The sequence below is a fragment of the Terriglobia bacterium genome, assembly GCA_032252755.1.
In the GTDB taxonomy this organism is placed as follows: Bacteria; Acidobacteriota; Terriglobia; order Terriglobales; family Acidobacteriaceae; genus JAVUPY01.
The window spans coordinates 110,950-132,101 of the sequence record JAVUPY010000029.1; the positions used below are offsets into that span (position 1 = coordinate 110,950).

17 protein-coding genes are annotated in these 21,152 nt (G+C 57.1%); 7 read left to right on the plus strand and 10 right to left on the minus strand.

The window, feature by feature from the left end; genetic code table 11:
- Nucleotides 1-5 precede the first annotated feature (5 nt).
- The 3 genes from ROO76_07465 to ROO76_07475 all read right to left on the minus strand — a co-directional run bounded on the left by ROO76_07465 (nt 6) and on the right by ROO76_07475 (nt 2,735).
- On the minus strand, nt 6-752 hold the full coding sequence (locus ROO76_07465) for a GntR family transcriptional regulator (GenBank protein MDT8067992.1): 747 nt from the start codon (nt 750-752) through the stop codon (nt 6-8).
- A 129-nt stretch (nt 753-881) separates the two neighbouring features.
- On the minus strand, nt 882-1,652 hold the full coding sequence (locus tag ROO76_07470) for a hypothetical protein (protein ID MDT8067993.1): 771 nt from the start codon (nt 1,650-1,652) through the stop codon (nt 882-884).
- A gap of 579 nt (nt 1,653-2,231) precedes the next feature.
- A complete protein-coding gene (locus ROO76_07475) occupies nt 2,232-2,735 on the minus strand; it encodes a hypothetical protein (protein ID MDT8067994.1) in 504 nt (167 codons plus the stop codon).
- Nucleotides 2,736-2,884: 149 nt separating this feature from the next.
- On the opposite strand from ROO76_07475, the gene ROO76_07480 reads away from it, so the two are divergent.
- Complete coding sequence (locus ROO76_07480; protein MDT8067995.1) at nt 2,885-3,460, plus strand: TetR/AcrR family transcriptional regulator; 576 nt, start codon at nt 2,885-2,887, stop codon at nt 3,458-3,460.
- 128 nt (nt 3,461-3,588) lie between these two features.
- On the opposite strand, the gene ROO76_07485 is transcribed toward ROO76_07480, so the two are convergent.
- Nucleotides 3,589-4,383, minus strand: a complete 795-nt coding sequence (locus ROO76_07485) for a hypothetical protein (GenBank protein ID MDT8067996.1) — start codon at nt 4,381-4,383, stop codon at nt 3,589-3,591.
- Here ROO76_07485 and ROO76_07490 point away from each other — a divergent pair.
- On the plus strand, nt 4,382-4,540 hold the full coding sequence (locus tag ROO76_07490) for a hypothetical protein (GenBank protein MDT8067997.1): 159 nt from the start codon (nt 4,382-4,384) through the stop codon (nt 4,538-4,540). The two genes, ROO76_07485 and ROO76_07490, sit on opposite strands and share 2 nt — an antisense overlap.
- Before the next feature lie 54 nt (nt 4,541-4,594).
- Here the strand turns inward: ROO76_07490 and ROO76_07495 are convergent, their stop codons facing one another.
- From ROO76_07495 to ROO76_07515, 5 genes are all read right to left on the minus strand, one after another.
- On the minus strand, nt 4,595-5,128 hold the full coding sequence (locus tag ROO76_07495) for a hypothetical protein (protein ID MDT8067998.1): 534 nt from the start codon (nt 5,126-5,128) through the stop codon (nt 4,595-4,597).
- Between the two features lie 42 nt (nt 5,129-5,170).
- A complete protein-coding gene (locus tag ROO76_07500; GenBank protein MDT8067999.1) occupies nt 5,171-6,289 on the minus strand; it encodes an HD domain-containing protein in 1,119 nt (372 codons plus the stop codon).
- Nucleotides 6,290-6,559: 270 nt separating this feature from the next.
- The gene (locus ROO76_07505; GenBank protein ID MDT8068000.1) at nt 6,560-6,790 is read right to left on the minus strand and encodes a DUF2188 domain-containing protein; all 231 of its coding nucleotides are present in this window, start codon (nt 6,788-6,790) and stop codon (nt 6,560-6,562) included.
- Between the two features lie 755 nt (nt 6,791-7,545).
- Nucleotides 7,546-7,995, minus strand: a complete 450-nt coding sequence (gene tnpA / locus ROO76_07510) for an IS200/IS605 family transposase (protein MDT8068001.1) — start codon at nt 7,993-7,995, stop codon at nt 7,546-7,548.
- 305 nt (nt 7,996-8,300) lie between these two features.
- Nucleotides 8,301-11,306, minus strand: a complete 3,006-nt coding sequence (locus ROO76_07515) for a vitamin B12-dependent ribonucleotide reductase (protein ID MDT8068002.1) — start codon at nt 11,304-11,306, stop codon at nt 8,301-8,303.
- Nucleotides 11,307-13,140: 1,834 nt separating this feature from the next.
- Here ROO76_07515 and ROO76_07520 point away from each other — a divergent pair.
- The 5 genes from ROO76_07520 to ROO76_07540 all read left to right on the plus strand — a co-directional run bounded on the left by ROO76_07520 (nt 13,141) and on the right by ROO76_07540 (nt 19,254).
- Nucleotides 13,141-13,959, plus strand: a complete 819-nt coding sequence (locus ROO76_07520) for a hypothetical protein (GenBank protein MDT8068003.1) — start codon at nt 13,141-13,143, stop codon at nt 13,957-13,959.
- Nucleotides 13,960-14,216: 257 nt separating this feature from the next.
- Complete coding sequence (locus ROO76_07525; protein MDT8068004.1) at nt 14,217-16,667, plus strand: ABC transporter permease; 2,451 nt, start codon at nt 14,217-14,219, stop codon at nt 16,665-16,667.
- 776 nt (nt 16,668-17,443) lie between these two features.
- Nucleotides 17,444-17,830: a hypothetical protein gene (locus ROO76_07530; GenBank protein ID MDT8068005.1), complete on the plus strand. Its 387-nt coding sequence runs from the start codon at nt 17,444-17,446 to the stop codon at nt 17,828-17,830.
- A 264-nt stretch (nt 17,831-18,094) separates the two neighbouring features.
- Nucleotides 18,095-18,706, plus strand: a complete 612-nt coding sequence (locus ROO76_07535; GenBank protein ID MDT8068006.1) for a superoxide dismutase — start codon at nt 18,095-18,097, stop codon at nt 18,704-18,706.
- A 125-nt stretch (nt 18,707-18,831) separates the two neighbouring features.
- Complete coding sequence (locus ROO76_07540; protein ID MDT8068007.1) at nt 18,832-19,254, plus strand: low affinity iron permease family protein; 423 nt, start codon at nt 18,832-18,834, stop codon at nt 19,252-19,254.
- A 76-nt stretch (nt 19,255-19,330) separates the two neighbouring features.
- Here the strand turns inward: ROO76_07540 and ROO76_07545 are convergent, their stop codons facing one another.
- The gene (locus tag ROO76_07545; GenBank protein MDT8068008.1) at nt 19,331-20,851 is read right to left on the minus strand and encodes a hypothetical protein; all 1,521 of its coding nucleotides are present in this window, start codon (nt 20,849-20,851) and stop codon (nt 19,331-19,333) included.
- Nucleotides 20,852-21,152 lie beyond the last annotated feature (301 nt).

The following is a 21,152-nucleotide window of genomic DNA, read 5'->3' on the forward strand; positions in this document are numbered from 1 at the left end:
TCTCGCTAGCGGTAGCGACGAATCCGCAGCACGTGGCGATCTGCCCGATAGAGTCCGAGTACGCACACCGTCGGCGTTCCGCGACCCGAGAAAATCGTCTGCCGTATACGAAGCAACGGATGACCTGGATTGACGGCGAGCACGCGCGCCAGGTACGCATCGGCAACCGTCGCATCCACCTCCTCATCGGCATGCGCAATCTCAACTCCATACTCGCGTTCCAGTAGCGAGAACAACGAACCGCGCTCCAACGCCGCTCGCGTAAGTTCGGGAAAGCTCTCTGCTGCGAGATAACAGGTTTCTATTGCGAACGGCTCTCCAGAGCCGAGGCGCAATCGCTCCAGTTTGATCAGCGGCGCGTTAAATGGCAGCGAGAGCCGCGCTGCAACTTCCGGCTCATCCGCGACGACTTTGTGGGAGAGAACCTTCGATGTCGGGTTCAAACTGCGCCCAGTGAGCTGCTCGGTAAAGCTCATCAGCTTGTTGAAATGGATTTTCGGAGGCGCAACGAAGGTTCCGGCACCACGCCGGCGCTCGACCAGGCCTTCGCGTTCCAGGCCCACGAGCGCCTGGCGAGCGGTCATCAGGCTCACGCCATGCGCTTTTGCCAGCATGCGTTCGGATGCGACCGAGTCGCCCATCTTCAAGTCGCCGTTTTCAATCCGTTGCAGGATCTCGCTCTGGATGCGGCGATAGGCCGGCGTCGTGGCGCCGCTCCGGCCAGTGCGGCTTCCAGTTGCTGCTACAGGCATGATTATGTCTCGGGGTGCCGAGCCGATTGACGGCCTCAGTTGCATTGATACCACTGCTATAGAGCAATTACAAGCACTGGGATAGAGGAAATCCTCACGCCTGTGTTTTCGGGTCCTCTTTTCAGAGACTTACGTTAATTCCCGAGCGAGAACACCTGCCGTTTGCGATTTGGATAGTCTTCTGTGCTTCGCGCAGAGCCAAAGCAACAATCCCAGCGCGATGAGGTAGCTTGGGCCGGCAGAAGGTGGATCGACAAACTCGAGTCCTCGGAAGTTCTTCGTCATCTCCTGGACGAACCACACGCTTCCGGAGGATGCCAGCAAGGAAGCGATTCTCTCCTGCGCGAGGATCCCCAGCGAATGCTTCATGCGAAAAACTCCGAGGAAGAATGCGGCAAGAGCTTTTCCGACGAGCAGAGCGAGCACGAGAACTCCAGCCATGGCCGAAATCGCCGGCTGTTCTGCTTCCGCCTCGGCATCATCTGCTCCAGAGGAGCGGGCGGTGGATCTTTCGGCGGCCAGGCGCTCTGCCAGCGGTACGGTCCTATAGAGCTGCTCTTGAATGTCCGCTGGACGAACCGGATAGAACACCCGCGAGGCGTAGCAGCGGTCCAGGAGCTGTGCATCGACCGGGGCGGAGGTGACTGCCATTACGACGCTGTGCAGGTTCACGCCGGAGTTCAACGTGTCGATGAGGATGGAACCCTTTTCGGCGGAGTCGAGATCGAGAATCAGGTAGTCGAACTCTTCCTTGCGGAGATATTCCAGGGCGAAGCTCGAGTCATAGAACATGACCCAATCGGCAGGAAACTCGGCGAAAGCCTTTGCGCAGCGAGCAGCCAGGGAGGAATTCTCGGTGTAGACGAGAGCCTCGAATCTTGATTCTCGCTGTTCGTACATCGGATGCTCCAGAACCACCTTCGTACCTGATAGCACCGCCGATGGTAACCTCCGGAGGTTCGAGCCTCAACTTCCGCTGGTACAAGCCCTTCCGGCGCAGGCAGTTCTCCAGGCCCCACCCCCCCGTTTTGCCCGGACCTGTTTTCAACGAGTTACGGAAATTCTCGCGTTAGCGCACTGAAAAGAAAGAATTTAAATCTGAAAATATCAAAATGTCGTTTGTTTTCAGGATTTTGCGTACGAAAAAGTGTGATCTTGGGGGTACCGGGTAACGGGTGCGGGCAGACGCATAACAAGCGGTCAGCAGCGAAATGACGCTCATACCAAAACGACACTCATACCGCCGCGAGGCGGCGGGTAAGAAGCCAGGATGAGAAAGAGCGTAAAAGGCAGCCGTAGAACCGGAAGATCAGCGGCAACGGGAAAAACCGCAAAACTTGCGGACTTCGACTGCTGAAAGCAACGGCGCCCGCCGGGGGCGCCGCTCGATGGACCTTGTCCAAGACTATTGTAAATCGAGGGTCAACAGTTTCGGACGACTCCGCGGTGGAAAAAGTCGAGCGAGTTCCAAAATGGGATTTACGCAGCCTGTTCCACGATTGCGGATTGGTGCTGGCGATGCAGGAGAATCCTGAATGCCAGTCCGTGAGTGATCAGCAGCAGAGGCACGATGAGCGTCGGAATTATATACGTGGCTCCCAGTTGTCCCGCGTGAAGTCCGGCGCGATTGCCCTGGTAGAAGGCGTTCAAGAGATCGGCCGCGCCCCAGAGATTGAATATCCAGGTCATGGCGGAGCCAACTCCGGAGGACAGCGTGAAAAGCGCCAACAGAGCGAGGATCGCCGCGATGAAGTCTCCATAGGCCGTGGGACGCGCAAAGGCAGCAGGCAGTTCGGGGGAAACGACACCGGGGACGAGGAACACCAGTCCGAAGAAGCGGAAGCTGTGAAGCATGAGAATCGGGCGTAAAGCTTCGGTCCGATCGAGGTCGCGGAGCTTCGGCCAGATGTAGCGGCTGGCGACGATTCCCCACGCGATGAAGCTGAATGCGACGCTGGCGAAGAAGATGAGTTGGGGTGACATAAATATCTCCTGATCGAGTGATGGTCGGGCCGACACGCGGCTCTTACAGGTCATAGGATTATATTCATCATCCTATGGATTCAGGTTTATTTCGCCTTTGGAAGAGCGTGGTGGGTCGATAGATGATGGGTAGCATCCTATAATTAGCTATGCGCTACGGACCGGAACATAAACTCGAAACCCACCGGAAGATCGTGAAAGATGCGTCACGGCGCGTTCGCGCGGAGGGCTTAACCGGCGCGGCGGTGGCCACGGTTATGCGGGACACCGGCCTGACTCACGGGGGCTTCTACAAGCACTTCGAGAGCAAGGATGAGCTGCTCGTGGAATCGATGCACGAGGCTTTCGGGGAGATCATCGACAACCTGGAGTGCGCTGCTGCACAGTCGCATGCGGGAGAGGCGTGGAAGAGGATCGTTAGAACGTATCTCAGCCTCGAGTACTGCGATCGGGTCGAGACTGGTTGTCCGATGGCGGCGCTTGCGCCGGAATTGGCGCGCGTGGACAGGAGGATGAAGCCTCGAGTCGTCGCGGAACTGGTGAACTACAAGAGCCGAATGACTCCGTTTATGCCGGGTCGACGAGGTGAGGATAAAGAACGGGCGTTCTTCGTAATCTTCTCGACCATGATCGGGGCCATCCAGATCGCCCGTCTGCTTCCCGATCCCGCGATGCGGAAAAAGGTGCTGGGGAACGCGAGGGAGTTTCTGTTGAGGAGCTTCTGACCGCGGAACACCGGCGAGAGATCGTCCCGGAGGAGGCGTCGGGAATGGTGCCCACATCTGCTGACGGCGGCAGATGTGGGGCACGTATCTGGACACGGACCCATGGGCGCGTACGATTTGGGTAGTGGCTACTTTTCGGCTTCCTGGGCCGAGAGCTTGTTGGCGACGAACTGCATGGTGGTTCCATGGAGTTTGTCGTTGATTTCATATTTCAGGGTATCGCCTTCACGGGTGATCGTGGCGACGCTGATGATCTTTCCGTCACGTTTTTGGGTTTCTTCGAAGCTATTGTCGCCAAGTTTCTTGAGGGAGATGGTGGTCACGCCGGGATCGCCGACATAGGGCGCGTCCTTGCCGTCAAAGCTGGCGGTATAGGACTGGCCGCCGGGTGTCGACATGCTCATGCCATCGGGTGTGCTCTTGTAGGTGAAGAGGAGCCCTTCCTCGGAGACGTCGCTGAACTTTTCGGCCTTCCAGGAGCCGGAGACAAGGTGGGCTCCCTTGGGGCCTTCCGCGACGCGAGTCATGGTGGTCTTTCCACTGATTGGTTTTCCGCTGGGCTGGCTGGTATCGAGCCAATCGACGTTCATGGACTTGCCGTCGGTCGAGACCATGTAGTTGGCGGTGCCGCCGGGTTTGCCGTTCTTCGTCCACGACTGCTGGATGTGATGGTCATCGACGACCTTCACGGCGAGGGTATCCATGGAGGGATGGCCGGTCAGTTTCTGCTGCTCGCCATCGGCCTTGATCATTATGGGCGGGACGCAGGATTGGCAGTGGTACATATCCTTTTCGAGAACAAAGATTTCGGGTTTATCGGGGGCTTTGACCTGGTTGAGGTCAATTTTCCATGTGCCGTCGAATGAACTCTGAGCCCATCCGAGAATCGGCAGCAAAAACAACAGCACCAAGAGTTTTCTCATGGGATCTCCTTATGAATTTGACGAATATCCGTACGACGGGTACGCAGACGAAGAGGACACGCAATTACGGGGAGCAATTGTCTCGCCGCGCAAGGGGAAAGTCTGTGATAAGGAAATGGGCTGGCTCGGTGGAACGATGGCGAGTGGTAATGACTAGGGAAAAGCGACGGCGCCCGCCAGGGGCGCCGCTTGATGGACCTTGTTCCAACGGCTAATTGATCAGTCCGGCGTCAGTCATGCTGTCATAGCATGCTTCGATGAACTCTGTCTCAAACCTCGGTTTCAGCGCCTTCACTTTTTCCACTACTGCTGACCGATCAGTTCTTCCTTTCTTCTCTAACACCTTCTTCACAAAATGCAAGGTGGCCTTGACTTCCAACTCCGCTGGTCTTAAATTCCCTAGCTTCGCAAGCATCTCGTCAATCTTCCCTGCATACTCAGCCGACGGCGGGAAATTGTTCGAGAATTGTCCCGCCCTTATGTGAAAGCCGTATCCAGCCTCGTCCGTATCGATGTTGATGACCTTGAGCGTATCGAGAGTGTCCATCGCATTTGAGAGGTCAAAACTGTATGGTCCGTAGTGATAAATGACATACTTAAATCCGAGCGGCACCCCGGATTCCTGAAGAAAATAGACCAACTTCTGAAACTGAGTCTTTCCGAGCTGGGGAACCCGCTCTGTTGCCTTAGTGATCACTCCAATGATCACCCCAACATCTTGTGGTCTATTCAATAGGTCTGGCATATCTGGGGTACTCCCTTCAGGAGAGGAAAGTATCATAAGTCGCTATTTCATAGCTTTCAAGTGCTTTGTTGTGTGATTCTGTGAAAAATCGCGGCAATAATCCCGAACCTCATCCCGATATTTAGCAGGAACAAAAATCCGGTACTGCTCGATATTTTGCAGGTTCTTAATGATTCCAGATTCGTTTACAACTAAGACTGGTTCACCAGTTGAGCGACTCAGCACAAAAGTTCCCACTTTTTCAAATTTGTGAGGTGCTTTCTCGGCATTGTCGATGAACTTATCCAGACCGGAAAACTTCGATTGCAGTTCGGACCAGAGCCAAAAGAATCGAATTCTTTCTTCTTCTGTGACGTGTTCTGAAGTGGTAAATGCCTCTTTGTAAGGCCGTCGATTGATAATTGCGTTAGCGTGCTCATCAGTTGCCACTTTGTCCTTAAGAAGGTTGATTACAAAATCATCATCTATGGCTAAGTATTTATCCAGGTCTTCGGGGTATCTCCCGACATTCTTGGTGAGAAACGCTACTAGATGGTGATCGAACGCTCGTCTAACTCTGTGAAAGTAGACTTGAGTAAACATGAAATACCGTGCAAGCACGAGTCCTTCGAGAGCGTGAAGCCCACCGCTTTCCACGGCCATGATGTAGTTGCCGAATTTTTCATTCTTATCCGGTATTAGGCACAATCCTCGGACGAGTCTCTCATGATCGAAGCGGCCGTAATGAACCCCTGTATAGTGTGAATCTCTCAACAAGTAATCGAGCTTGTCCGCATCCATTTCCCCACTGAATATTTCTCTAAGGAATGCAATGTCCGGATCAATGTTCTCTGCGGAAAAGAACTCGGCTACGTCGTTTCTGTCTATCCCGTGACTACTCTTGAATTCATCCAAAATCGAGCCGACCGGATCTGCCAACATGACCTTCTTTGAGAACTCTTCATGATCTCCGCCCGGAACCACCTCCTCAGATCCATGAGAGAAAGGGGGATGCCCCGTGTCGTGCAATAACGCTGCAAGCCTGAGAAGTTGCTTGTTCCGGTTGATTCTATCGGCAGGCCAACCGAGTTCATCCCGGTGTTTCGCGAGAAGAGAATCGAACACTTTACTTGCAAATTCCATCACTCCAATCGAATGTGCAAAATCGCGAATGCTCTGCACCCGGATATACAAGATTCGTCAGTGCGAGTTGCCTAATTCTTCGGAGACGTTGAAATGGAGCACTGGAGATGATCGCCATCTCCAGATCGTTCAGGACGATGAAATTATGGATTGGATCACGAATGATACGTTGTTTAGACATGTTCCTCGATCATCTGAGCGCTCCGGCCCTATCGAAAGTAGCTGAATTTCACGATGCTGCATTCAAAATCCTCAAATTGTTACGAATTCAGAACAGAAGCCCCGGACGTTACGCCCGGGGCTAATCGACTATCGTTTATCCCTCGGCGGGCACGGATCATTCCCGTAGCTATTGCTATCGCGGATTTGTCCGTTCCGTCCGTGAATGACGTGTTCAGCATGGTGATCAATCGCGATTTCGCGACCTCGATCAATCGCCGTATCCTGCCGTTGATGGTGTGAAACTACCTTGCCGTTAACTTCATTAACCCAGCCGTTTCCGGTTGGGTTCGGTGTTGTATGCACGTCTCTTCTTCGCATGTTCGCTCCAAAATACAGGAGAAGCACGGCGTCCCGTGCTTCTCCTGTGTTCGCGGTACGTCGATCTAAGTTTTATGGCGCTGCGCGCCAAGTTTCATTTGTTCCCTTGGTTCGGCCCAGTAACTTGGCGCGTTCATGTGGAAAATGAACGCGCCGTTCTACGGAATCGGATTGTTTTGCGGGGCTTAGTGTCCGCGTTGCTGCAGGGGGGAAGCCCTGCTGTAGCCGGTTTCGCGACAATTCTATTGGCTTCGACTTTCTTATGCGAGTGAATTTGTGCGCACCGCGGTTATCAGGTGAATCCAGCCCAGGGAGTGTGCCGTCGCGCGTTCGCGCGACTCGGAATTTGGATTGCATGCTTCCCCGCACTTACGTGCGGGGCTACGTTCTTGAAGCAAATGCGGAGAGATCCGCACGTTCACGAAATGGAATCTGCCGTCGCGCTTCGCGCGACTCGAGAGGGTGATTGCCGTTGCTTTCCCCGCACTTACGTGCGGGGCTACGTTCCGGGAGCATTTTTGCTCACATTCTCAAAGCAGCTTCCTCGGTCACATTTTCAAAGCAGCTTCCTCGGTCACATTCTCAAAGCAGCTTCCTCGGTCACATTGTCAAAGCAGCTTCCCCGGTCAAATTTTCGAAGCAGCTTTCTGTTCACAGCTGTGCTCCGAGAAAGTAGCCCCGCACGTGAGTGCGGGGTCAACGGCCCGTTTTCAAATTCCGAGTCGCGCAGATGCGCGACGTAAGAATTCCAGTTTTCACTCCTGATAGGGCGGTGCCAGGACGCGATCGACTCCGTGCTGCGTCAGGATTCGCTGCCATTCTTCAAGGAAATTCGCGCGGCGATGATGGTCGCGCTGCCCCAGAATGTAATCGATCGTGGGTTTCATCGCTGTGGCTCCGACGCTGAACGCGCCGTAACCCTTCTGCCAAGAAAACAAAGGGATCTTCCCTTCTTCTGAGATCCATCGTGAGGAGTTCGCTTTGATTTTCTGGACCAGTTCGGAAAGAGATTTGTTACCGGGCAGCGCGAGAAGTATGTGAACGTGATCCGCGGTACCGCCAACCGCCATCGCAACAGCGTCGAGGTTTCTCGCCACTCCGCCGATGTATGCCCACAAGCGCTCTTGAAGGTTGTCTGGGATGAGGGCGCGACGTTCGGCGGTTCCGAAGACGATGTGGACGCGATTGCAGATGATGGAGTGCATGGATCGAGAGTAGGCGCAGGTCGTAACCAAGAGTTAGCGTTTTCACACACACATTCCCGAAATGGGATCTGGCGTCGCGCATTCGCGCGACTTGGGAAACTGAAGAGATCGGGTTCCCCACACTTACGTGCGGGGCTACTTTCTCACAGACGACGCGGGGGTGGCCAGCATCGGGTTCCCCGCACTTACGTGCGGGGCTACTTTCTTGGAGCCACGTTCTTCATAGATCGAGGCGTTCGACAAAACCGGGACAAAGAAAAACCCCGGCCACTTCGGCCGGGGGGATTGTGAAAAGCGCTGCTTGTTTACGAGCACCCGCTAGTCGAACCGCAGGACATGCAGCGGTAGCAGCTGCCGTTGCGGGTCATGATGGCTCCGCAGACGTGGCAGGAAGGGGCGTCATCGCCGAAGTCGATGAGTTCCTTCAGGGCGTCGGCCGAGTGCTGGTGACGGGTTGCACTGCCGCCCGGGTATTCGTGGTTCGAGCGCGGAGGCTCGGGCAGCGGGTCGCCCATTTCGGGGACGTTGCCGTTGCCAGCCTTCGGCGGGCGAACTTCGCCGGGATAGGTTGGGCGCAGGTCGTCGAAGAGCGACTGCTGCTGCCCGGTGAGGAAGCGGAGTTCGAGCCAGCGGAAGATGTAATCCATGATCGACTTGGCGTAGCCGATCTCGGAGTTGTGGCTCCAGCCGCTGGGTTCGAAGCGGGTGTGCGCGAACTTCTCGCAGAGCAGCTTGAGCGGAACGCCGTGCTGCAAGGAGATCGACACGGCGCAGGCGAAGCTGTCCATGAGGCCGCTGACGGTGGAGCCTTCCTTGGCCATGGTGATGAAGATCTCGCCGGGCATTCCGTTCTTGTAGAGGCCGACGGTGATGTAGCCTTCGTGGCCGCCGATGTTGAACTTGTGCGTGATCGACAGGCGCTCCTCGGGGAGCTTGTTGCGACGGGCGCGCGGCGGTCCGGTGGGATCCTCTTCTTCGATGACGGCGACGGATTCCTTCTTCTTCTCCTCGTCCTTCTTGGTGTTGAGCACCTGGTTCTTCTTGGAGCCGTCGCGGTAGATGGCGACGGCCTTGAGGCCCTGCTTCCAGGCTTCGACGTAGGCGTCCATGATCTCCTCGACCGAAGCCGCTTCCGGCATGTTGATGGTCTTGGAGATGGCGCCGGAGATGAAGGGCTGGACGGCAGCCATCATCTTGAGGTGTCCCATGTAATGGATGGAACGCGTGCCCTTGCCGGGCTTGAAGGCGCAATCGAAGACGGCGAGATGCTCGTCCTTGATGTGCGGCGCGCCTTCGATAGTTCCGGTGGCGTCGATGTAGCTGACGATGGCGTTAGTCTGGTCGCCGGTGTAGCCGAGTTTGAAGAGCGCGGCCGGGACCGTGTTGTTCACGATCTTGATCATGCCGCCGCCAACCAGCTTCTTGAACTTGACGAGGGCGAGGTCGGGCTCCACGCCGGTGGTGTCGCAATCCATCATGAAGCCGATGGTTCCGGTGGGCGCGAGTACGGTGACCTGCGAGTTGCGGTAGCCGTGCTTCTCGCCGTGGGAAAGAGCTTCGTCCCAGCACTGGCGCGAGGCCTCGAGCAACGACGGAGGCACGTTGGCCTTGGAGATGTTGTTGACCGAGGCGCGGTGCATGCGGATGACGTCGAGGAAGGGTTCGCGGTTGACGTAGTAGCCGGGGCAGGCGGCGCCGGTGATCTGCGACTCGTGCTCGGCGTGGTACTTCGTCGTGGTCTCGGTGGCGGGCGCTAGCGGCTGGCAGAGTTCGGCGATGCGCGAGGACTGCAAGTAGGCTTCGCCGCACATGATGGCGGTGAGGCAGGCAGCGTAGTCGCGGCCGGCATCGCTGTCATAGGGCAGGCCGGCGGCCATCAGCAGCGCGCCGAGGTTGGCGTAGCCCAGACCGAGCGGACGATAGTCGTGCGAGTTGCGCGAGATCATCTCGGTGGGGTAGCCGGAGTTGTCGACGAGGATTTCCTGCGCGGTGATGATGATGTCGCAGGCGTGGCGGTAGGAGTCGACGTCGAAGGTTCCGGTGGGCGCGAACTTCATGAGGTTCAGCGACGCGAGGTTGCAGGCCGAGTCGTCGAGGAACATGTACTCGGAGCAGGGGTTGGAGGCGTTGATGCGCGCGGTGTTCTTGGAAGTGTGCCAACGGTTGACGGTGGTGTCGTACTGCATGCCGGGGTCGCCGCATTGCCAGGTGGCTTCGGCGATCTTGCGGAGCAGGTCGCGCGACTTGTAGGTGTTGATGGGACGCGGGTCCTTCACCGACTTGGTGGAGAACTCGGCGTCGCGTACGACGGCGTGCATGAACTCGTCGGTGACGCGGACGGAGTTGTTGGCGTTCTGGAAAAAGATGGAGCTGTAAGCTTCGGAGTCGGGACCCGATCCGTCGTAGCCGGACTGCACGAGGCACCAGGCCTTGGCCTCTTCCTTCGCCTTGCAGTCGATGAAGTCGACGATGTCGGGATGGTCGATGTTGAGGATGACCATCTTGGCGGCGCGACGGGTCTTGCCGCCGGACTTGATGACTCCGGCGAAGGCGTCGAAGCCTTTCATGAAGCTGAGGGGGCCACTGGCGGTGCCGCCGCCGGAAAGCTGCTCGGTGGAGGAGCGCAACGGAGAGAGATTGGTGCCGGTGCCCGATCCCCACTTGAAGAGCATGCCCTCGGTCTTGGCGAGAGTGAGGATGGAGTCGAGCGAGTCGTGCACGGAGTTGATGAAGCAGGCGGAACATTGCGGATAGGAATAGCCGGTTACGCCGAACTCGACGCGCTGGGCTTGCGGGTTCCAGTGCCAGTTGGTGGCGTCGGAGTTGGGCTCGATGCGGTCGCAGCCTACGTTGAACCATACCGGAGAGTTGAAGGCGGCGTACTGGTGGAGGAGCAGATAGGCCAGTTCGTCGTGGAAGATGTTGGCATCTTCGGTGGAGCGGAAGTATCCGCCGGTCGTGCCCCAGCGAGTGATGGTCGCGACCACGCGATCGACCAGGGCGCGAACGCCAGACTCGCGCTCGGGAGTGCCGATCTGTCCGTGAAGGTACTTGCTGGCGACGATGTTGATGGCGGTCATCGACCAGTCCTTCGGGCTCTCGACGTCTTTTTGTTCGAAGATGACGTTACCTTTGGCGTCGGTGATGCTGGCGGTGCGATACTCCCACTCGATCTCGTCGTAGGGCGAGATGCCGGCCTTGGTGTAGAACCGCTTGAAAGTCAGGCCGGGAGCCTTCTTCTTCGGTGTGGTGGTTACTGGCTGTGCAGTTGTTGCTGCCTCGCTCGTGGTCTTGTTCGTAACTTCGGCCATCTCTGCTCCTCTGAATTCGTTGGCGTTTAGCCCTGTCCGCGCTCTCTCCAACGCGGACGTTTGCCCATGCACCGTTGCCGTGTTTCGCCCGGCTATCCTCAAGGCGCCTGAAGGCGTTTTGAGGAAAAGACTCCCCGTCAGAGACTGAACGGTATTTTTCCGACCAGTCCCGCCCAGGCGTTCTGGCTGCCCTGGGAGCCCTTGCGTCTTCGGCCGGCGCCACCGCATTACGACTCCGGACGAAGAATCTATGATTGAAGGAACACTACCGATCCGGACAGTTCAGCCGCCGGGTCTGAGATTTGGTCGTGCAGGGAGAATTCTTCTCGTCCCCCGGAGCTTCGGTCACCTCTGCCGTCGCTCAAGTTCGGGCAAGCCCAAATCCGTGACTTCCCCGAACTGCCAACCCTCGCCTGCCATCCTGTTTACCGTCTGGTTAATGGATGATCTGGCTCGTTTGGCTGCTCCCGTAAAACAACCTTGGGATGCGAAAAGTACGCCCATTCGTTGTGCGTGTCAAGGGGGTACCGCAATATCTTGTATTGTACTCCCTTGAGTCCAAGCATTCCACCGGGTCGGTTCCCTTTCGGGACCGAGCGGAGCGACCCGTAAAGCTCAGATTCTGGCTGGGTTCTGGGCTTTCTGGATTCGCCACTCACCTGATTTTCGGGCTTGCAGTTTCGGCACGACTGCGGGGCCACGAAGTCCGATAGGCTGGAAAAAATGCAAAGGCGAGAGTAGTGAGTGTCAAGAGAAGAATCAATTACATATTTTTGGTGCAAGTGTGGAAAAGCGGTGGATCGCTGGTCGTTCTCCGTTCTCCGTTCTCCGTTCTCCGAGGACAACTAACCGTAAAAACGGCGACGGCAAAGGAATTTATTTGGAGTTGATCGCATTCTTTCCTTACCATCTTTCTGCTTACCAGTAATGCTTAAGGGGATCTCTTGGAGAACAGTGACAAGCAGGCTGGTCCAGTTGACGTTCGGCCTTCCTCTGCAACAAGCAACCGGACCGCTACCCGCAGACGGCTTCTGGCAGCTGCCCTGTCCGTAATCCTTCCTGGACTTGGGCAGTGGATTCTGGGTGAACGGAGAAGAGGATTTTGGTTTGCAATCGCAGGTCTGTCGTACGTGGTTGTATATTTCGCACTTCGTGTGCCGGGTACCTACTCTGGTCTGATCTCATCCGTCTGGCTTCTTATTGGACTCTGCGTGACGGCCTCGTGGGATGTTATGAGGTCCAAGAGTCCAGCCACAGATAAGCTCTCTGCGTGGTGGCTTCCTGCCGCATTTGTCCTCGGGTTTTTGGCGACGAGCCTGTACACGAACGCGCTGGTTAGAGCTAACGGACTACAGTTATTTTCGATACCTTCAACATCGATGGAACCTTCGATCCAGCTGGGGGATCACCTCATCGTTGATAAGCACTTTTATCGCTTACATAAACCCACCGCAGGTGACGTAGCAATCTTTCGGCGTGGGAATCTTCTGATCGTGAAGAGGATTATCTGCACAGGGGGTTGTACTGTTAGCGGGCGCGATAAGGCCTTATTGGTAGGTGGCAAGGAACTTTCGGAACCCTATGTGATTCACACCATGGGCCAGCAGGTTCCTGCTCCAGAGGTGGCCAATTTCGGGCCCGTCAGAGTCCCTGATGGCAAGCTTTTCATTGTGGGCGATAATCGAGATGTAAGTCTCGATAGTCGCACCTTTGGTCCCGTTGACGCTTCAAGCCTTATTGGAAGGCCGCTCTACGTCGTTCGGCCCTTTGCGCGTGCAGGAACTATCATTCACTAATGGTTTGTAGAGAGTTCCTCCTGGCGAAGGAATCGTTCATGAATCTCCGACATATTCTTTCCATTTCTCTCATTGTAGTTTTCGGTATCAGTTCAAACGCTAACGAACTCAAGCCGAAGACCAAAGCTGCTTTCGATAAGTACATTCAATTGACAGAAACGCGGATCAAGAACGAGTCGGGGCCGGGAAAGCCGTTTTTGGCGATCGATGCCTTGCCGGAGGCACAGCGAAATGCCGTGCTGGCGCGGTTGAAAAACGGTGAGGTCGTGATCACGCGGGAGCGGACGCTGGAGAACGGCAAAGAGATTGAGGTTCCCGACGGCATGATCCATCACTGGATGGGGATTGTGTTCATTCCGGGAACGACGCTGAATAAGGCTCTAGCACTGCAGCAGGACTACGACCACCACGCAGAGTTTTACAGCCCACGGGTAACGCGATCGAAATTGCTCAGCCGTAATGGCAACGATTTCAAGATTTACTACCGGGTGAAGGACAAGAAGGTCATCACGGTCGTGATGGATACTGACTACGACGTGCATTATGAGAGCCTGAGTCCGACACGCGAACGCAGCACCGTGTACAGCACGCGGATCCAGGAGATCGAAGACCCGGGCGAGAAAACCGAGCACGCCAAACCCGTCGACGATGGCAATGGCTTCATGTGGCGGCTTTATACCTACTGGCGCGAAGAAGAACGCGACGGCGGCGTCTACATCCAATGCGAGGCGGTGTCGCTCTCGCGGGATATCCCCACTGGCCTGGGATGGCTGATCAAAGGCTTCGTTGAGAGCGTGCCGCGGGAATCTCTGCAGTTCACGTTGGGAGAGACGAGAGAAGCTTTGATGAAGCGGTGACTGGTGGCCAGTGGCTGGTTGTTGGTTGCTGGTGGATGATTGCAGCTCCTACGGACTTCCCTACCTTGCTTTTACTGCGCTGAGAAAAGGTTCCCGGCTCTGTTCACTTCTGGACAGGCTCGCGCGAATGCGGACAGTTGGGGCATTGCAAGGCCGATTTTCCTCTCTTAATCAGGCGTTTGCGGAACGTGCAGTGGCACGTCAGATGCATTAGAGGACTCGACACTCAGCGCTGATCCGTGTGGGGAGCATAGTCGATGACTGATTTCTGGAAGGAACTAAAGCAGGCGCTCAGGCGGCTTTGGAAGACGCCGGGATTCACTCTGGCAGCGCTGATCGTGCTGGCGCTGGGGATCGGCGCCAACACGGCGATTTTCAGCATCGTGAACGGGGTATTGTTGCGTCCCCTGCCCTACGGTCATCCCGACCGCCTCGTGCAGCTCTATCACGTACCGCCGGCCAGGCAGTTCCCCGGCATGGACACGTTCTCGTTGTCGGCCGCGAACTACCTTGATTGGGAACGGCAAAACACCGTTTTCGAGAGTTCCGCGATTTACTCATTCACCAGCTTACGCATGACCGGCTCGGGCGATCCCAAAGTGCTGCGCGGTTCACGGGTGGAGACGACCTTTTTCCCCACGCTCGAGGTCCAGCCGCTTCTTGGACGCACGCTCCTGCCGGGCGATGAACAGCCCGGACACGAGCACGTCATTGTGCTTTCTCATAAGCTGTGGAAGAGCGACCTCGGCGGCAACCGCGAGATTGTCGGGAAGAATATCGAGTTGAACGGCCAGGCCTATACGGTAGTCGGCGTCATGCCTGCGAGTTTCGATAAGCCGGATTGGGCGACGTTCTGGACGCCGCTGGTATGGGACCCGGCTGAAAAAGCGGTGCGCGGTGAGCATCATTTTCTGGCAGTCGCCCGGCTGAAAGCGGGAGTGTCCCTCGCACAGGCACAAGCGAACTTGAGCACAATCGCCGCACGGTTGGCGCAGCAGTATCCGGCAGACGATGCGGGGTGGGGTGCGAAGGTGATCGGGTTGCGCGAGGACACCGTGGGCGAGGTACGCGAGCCGCTGTTCATATTGCTGGGAGCGGTAGTGTTCGTGCTGCTGATCGCCTGCGCGAATATGGCGAACCTGATCCTTGCCAAGACACTGGACCGGCGGAAAGAAATCGCTATCCGTACGGCATTGGGAGCGAACCGCAGGCGGGTCATGGCGCATGTGCTGACCGAGGCGATCCTGATGTCCGTTGCGGGCGGCGCGCTGGGACTGATTGTGGCGCAGTACGGAACGAAAATCGTGGTCGACTTCTTCGGCTCCAATCTGCCGCGCGTCGGAGAAATCAGGGTAGACGCGACGGTGCTCGGGTTCACCTTCGCGATTGCGGTGCTGACCGGGATCGTTGCGGGTGCATGGCCAGCGTGGCGAATGTCGAAAGCCGATCCGCAGGATGCGTTGAAACAGGGCGGGCGGACGGATGCGGCCTCGGGCGGAAGGCGCACGCGGAATGCACTTGTGGTCGTGGAAGTCGCGCTGTCTCTGGTGCTCCTGGTGGGAGCAGGACTGCTGATTCGCACCTTGTGGAACCTGCGTGGAGTCAATCCCGGCTTCGACCCGGATCATGTAATCACGATGAGCGTGGGCGTTGCGGCCACCGATTACTCCACACCGGAGCAGGAATCGATGTTCCTGGACGAAGTCCTGCGTCGCGTTCGGGCGTTGCCGGGCGTAAAAGCGGCAGGGGTAACCGACACGCTGCCCTTAACCGGTGGGGGATCGATACAGCCGGTCGCGGTTGAGGGACAGCCGTCGGTGGACATGTCGCACCAACCGGAGGTGGCCGTGCGCATCGTTTCTCCCGGGTTTTTTGAAGCAATGCGCATTCCGCTGATTCGCGGCCGAGTGTTCAGTGAGTCCGATACGGGCAAATCCAGCCAAGTGGTGATTATCAGTGAGGCGATGGCGCGGCAGTTCTGGCCGAACGAGAACCCGATCGGAAAGCGGCTGGCACTCACGTTCTCGTCCGACAAGATGCGGGAAGTTGTAGGCGTTGTCGGTAATGTGAAAGATGAGGGGCTCGATTCGAAGGCCCCGGAGTCCATGCTCTACTACCCGATATCTCAGATGGGCTGGGCCGCCGAGCACGTCGGCAAGTTTCATTCATTCCCGCTGCAAATGGCGGTGCGTACGGGGATGAATCCCGCTGACGCAACCGGAGCAATCCGCGCGGCGGTTCATGCGGTCTCGGCGAACACGCCCATCCTCGACGTCAAGACCATGGATGATTGGGTCAGCGAATCCATTGCGCCGCAGCGGTTCAACATGATCCTGCTGGCGACCTTTGCGGGACTGGCTTTGTTCCTGGCCGCCGTGGGCATCTACGGCGTGCTGGCGTACGCGGTTCGCCGACGGGTTCGCGAAATCGGGGTACGGATGGCGCTCGGAGCGCAGATTGAAGATGTTCTGCGCATGATCGTCGTGGAAGGCTTGAGGCCAACCCTGCTGGGAGTCGTGATTGGCCTGGCAGCGGCGCTGGCACTGAGCCGCGTGTTGAGCACGCTCGTGTTCGGGGTGAAAGCGACCGATATCACTACCTTCGTCACCGTATCCGTAATCCTGGTCAGCGTGGGTCTGTTCGCCAGTATCCTGCCGGCGTATCGGGCGACGAGAGTGGACCCCTTGAAGACGCTGCGCGAAGAATAGCAGGGCGAAGGATCCTTGGAGTATGCGCAGAAAACGTCAGAAACATGATCCATCGCGGGTTTTGGCCGAACGGTTTTGTGATCTGGAGCCGTAAAACAGTGATTTGCGTCACAGACTCTTGACCTGTTTGTCCATAATAATGCCGCTCGTGGGCTACGGATTTCCAGATCGGACTTCGTTGACACGGCGACTCGGCCATCTCTTCACCTTGACCCTTGTCCTCATATGGACCGGGATGGCCTGGCCGATGGTTCCGCTGATGGCAGCAGAATGCCGCCTCGCGACGCCGAAGACCGACTGTCATGGCATGCACTCCTCCCCCGGAAAACATTCGTGCTGCCATAAGGAATCCGTACCCACCCCCCAAAATTCCGCGCCGCCCGCTCCCCTTTGCCTCATGCACAAAGGCATTCTGCCGAACCAGTGCAGCATGGCGGCAACCAATTGTTGCGCAATTATCGAACGCGAGCCGGATTCAAGGCGCGCGATGAAGCCGGAACCCCCGTCCGGCGACCCGGAGTTCGCCGTTCAGGTCATGGCCACGAATGTCTCCTCTCTTCTCTCTCCGAGGCTAGGACCTGAGCGGCGGACACGACCGGGATTGCGGTCTGAAAAACCTGTCCTGCAATTGAAAACGGATCTGCGGATTTAGGGCGCACTGGTGTCTCCGCTAGCGCGGCTAAGAGAAACAAATAGTCCTTCGCTCGGGCTAAAGCCCTCGGTCAGGATGACGCAACGGTGCTTACGCGCCCCCAACGAAATTGTAAGAGGACAAAATGAAGAAGATCCTGGTTGTAATGATGCTTGTAGTATTCGCGCTGTCGCTGATGGCGCAGACCGCGGCTCCGGCCGCTCCCAAGGCCGATACCAAAACCTGTGCATGCTGCGCCGATAAAGCCAAGTGCGAAGCCTGCTGCAAGAACGGTTGCAAGGACTGCAAAGAATGCAAGGAAGGCGCCCAGTGCTGCTGCCAGGGCAAAGACGGAAAAATGCAAGGCATGTCCGGCATGGCCTGCATGCGCGACAAGGATGGAAAGATGTCCATGGGCAAGGATGGAAAGATGTCGTGCTGCAAGGGAATGAAGGACGGAAAGATGGCGAAAGGCGGCTGCTGCGGTGGCAAGTGCGACCGCATGAGTCATGAGAAGAAAGCAGGAATGTAGTAGCAAGCGTGTAGCGAGTAAAGAATAGCTAGTAGTTTGGCGGTTGGCCCTGGAAGGAATCCGGGGCCGTTTTCTTGTGCGAGAAAGCAACGGAGGCAGGAAGACCACAGTTTCGAAAAGCTCCGATCGATATACGTCAGATGAAAATTACGTCACGCATCTTGTTGTTTCGAACTGACGTCTCACCCTGAGAACCCTGTTGTAACAAATTTTCGAACCCCGGGGGTTATGAGAGCATCAGTTTGACTGGAGGATAAAGAGAAAATGGCATTCGAAGTCCCACCTTTGCCGTACGCTTATGAAGCGTTGGAGCCCCACATCGATTCACAGACGATGCACCTGCATCACGATAAACATCATGTGGCCTACGTAACGAATTTGAATGCGGCGCTGGAGAAGGCGCCGGAGTTGCAGGGAAAGAGCGCGGAAGACATTCTGCGGAATTTGAACGCTGTGCCCGATGCGGTGCGCACGGCAGTTCGCAACAATGGCGGCGGTCATGTGAACCACTCGATGTTCTGGGCGATCATGGGGCCGAACGCGGGCGGAGCACCGACGGGCGCGATCGCGGACGCGATCAAGAGCACGTTCGGCGACTTCGCACAGTTCCAGGAGAAGTTCAATGACGCCGGGTTGAAGCAGTTCGGCAGCGGCTGGGCGTGGCTGGCGCTGGGTAACGGCGGCCTGCAGGTGCTCTCGACGCCGAACCAGGACAATCCGATGTCGCAGGGGCTGCACCCGATTATGGGCAATGACGTTTGGGAGCACGCGTACTACCTGAAGTATCAGAACCGCCGTGGGGATTACCTGAAGGCATGGTGGAACGTGGTGAATTGGGCGGAAGTGAATAAACGGTATGCGGCGGTGAAGAAGTAATCGGTTGCAAATTTTTGAGTCAAGCAGGGCGGGATGATCCATCCTGCCCTTTACTTTCAGGGTAACGGAGCTGTAGCGCGAGTACATGCAACCTGCGGCGTGCGAAAGTGACTCGTACCTGATACATGGGTACCGAGGAAGCGAAAAAAAGCCTGTCAGGCACGTTTGGACATTTTGCGGCGCGGGTGTCGCACTGGGTAGGTTCGAGTTGGCTATTCTTTGGCGCGGTCGCGCTCGTAGCGCTCTGGGGCGCCACGGGGCCGATCTTCCACTACTCCGACACGTGGCAACTGGTCATCAATACCGCGACAACGATCATCACCTTCCTGATGGTCTTCATGATTCAAAACACGCAGAACCGCGACGCGAGAGCCATCCACCTGAAGCTGGATGAAATCATCCGGTCGATACAGCGGGCGCACAACGAGATGATCGACATCGAGAAACTGAGCGACGGAGAACTCGAGGAACTGGCGAAGACCTACGGGCGGCTGCGCGAAGAGTCGGAGCGCCGGAGAAAAGCACCGAAGGATAAGATCCCGGCATAGTTCAAAACCTTCTCACCACAGAGCCACAGAGATTCTCGATTTACAACCTGAAGTTCCAGTCGATGAGGTCCTATCCTTATTCGCTCGCGGTTGGGCCGCTGCCAGCGCGGGCGCGCTCTTCCGGAGTCATTTGCGTCCAGAGATGGCGGCGGTATTGGTCGATCCAGTCGCTGGCGGGGTCTTTTGCGTGCGCAGCGGAGAGCCACCGCCAAGCTTCGCTGCGATCCCGCCGAACGCATTGTCCGGTGGCGTAATACATTCCGAGACGGGCGCTGGCGCGGGGATTTCCGGCAGAGGCGGCGGAACGAAGCAGCACGGTGGCCTGCTCGCAATCCTTTGGAACACCGCGGCCCTTCGCGTAGTAATCGGCGAGGAGCACCGGGGCCTCCTTGTTCCCTTTCTTTACGGCGGCCCACAGCCAGTTGGCGGCGGTCGCGGGATCGGATGCGGAGATTGCGCGAGCGACCTCATCAGATCCGGGAGCGCGCTTAGGGGCTTCGGGTGTCTCGGTCTTTGGCTTTGCCCGCGCAGCACGTTCAGCCTTAGCTGTCGGGGGTCGTGCTTCGGCGACTTCGGAATTCTTTGCGGGCACGGCGGCGGATTTCGCGGAACCGGATTTCGCCGATGCGTTCTTCTGCGATTCGCCGGCCGCTGCAGATGCTTTTTCCTCTTGCCGCGCTGTGGTCTGGGCTGCGGATTTCGAATTCGCGTCGTTCCCGGCTGTTGAATCGGTGTTGTGCGAATCAGCCGGTTGCGCGGTATTCGCGGCGGGTTGCGCCGTCAGCAGATTCTCGTCAGCCGGCTTCGGCTGATCACCCGAGGCGGTCGTCGCGGGAGCAGCGCCGTTGGTGGTCGGATTCACTTCCATCGAGGGCTGGCCCGGTTCCGACGAAGCGGTCTGGCCGTTCTCTGATGGGGCGACTTGTTCCGGCGCGACCTGTACCTGTCCCTGCCCTTTCTTCGACGGGAATTTGAAATGCAGTGTTCCGGCGTACTGTATGCCGGTATCACGAATGTTTCGCCACTGCACGGCCCCAATAACGATAACAACGGCGAGCGCGACAAGGAGCCAGTTACGACGCGCGTGCGACGGTTTCTCTTCCTCGTCGAGAAAATCCGGCTCGCTGAGGCCGAGGAACGATGGGCCATGGATAGATGGGCCGCTCCGCTCTCCAACGGGCTCGAAGTCGAACATGGAATTGGAAACGGGCTTGACGGAGTAGGGGTCGGTTTCGAACTTGGGCCGCTCGATGTTCTCGAGGCCAAAGATGCTGGTGGAATTCGTGGCGCTCGATGCGGATGCGACCGTTTCCGTTTTGCGCGATGTTACCTGCTCCTGATTTCTTCGAGGCTCTATTTCCTGGTTCCTTGGCGGCTCTTGGCTGGCGTCATAAGCACGGGAGAATGGCCCGCGAGGCGCACTGTTTCCGGTCGGCTCGGCCCGACGGGTAACACGAGGCTCGGTGTATTCGTTCGCCGGAATACGCGGGTCGATCTGCTGGATGTCTAGCGCTTCCGCTTCGTCGAAGCCCTCGCGGGGATAGTTGCTGGGCACGTGCGACGTGGCAAGCGGATGGCCGCATTGGCCGCAAAACAAGTTGCTATCCGGATTGTTCGACTGACACACAGGACAGAGCACGATTCAGAATTTCTCCTGACGAATTTGGATGAGATTTCCTGAAAAAGGGATGGAGGCGAAAAGCAACCGAAGCACCGAAAATCGGGTGAACCGAAGAACAGAAACCATTGCTGCAGACCAGTTTACGGCAAATCGATGATGGCGGTGCCAGGCGCGGCAACAACGGCACTGAACGGCTACGAACCTTTTCGCCTGGAACGCAGGTCCGAGAATTTAGCATCTCTCGGTTCCTCCAGGGCGACGGCGCCACTGCGAGGCT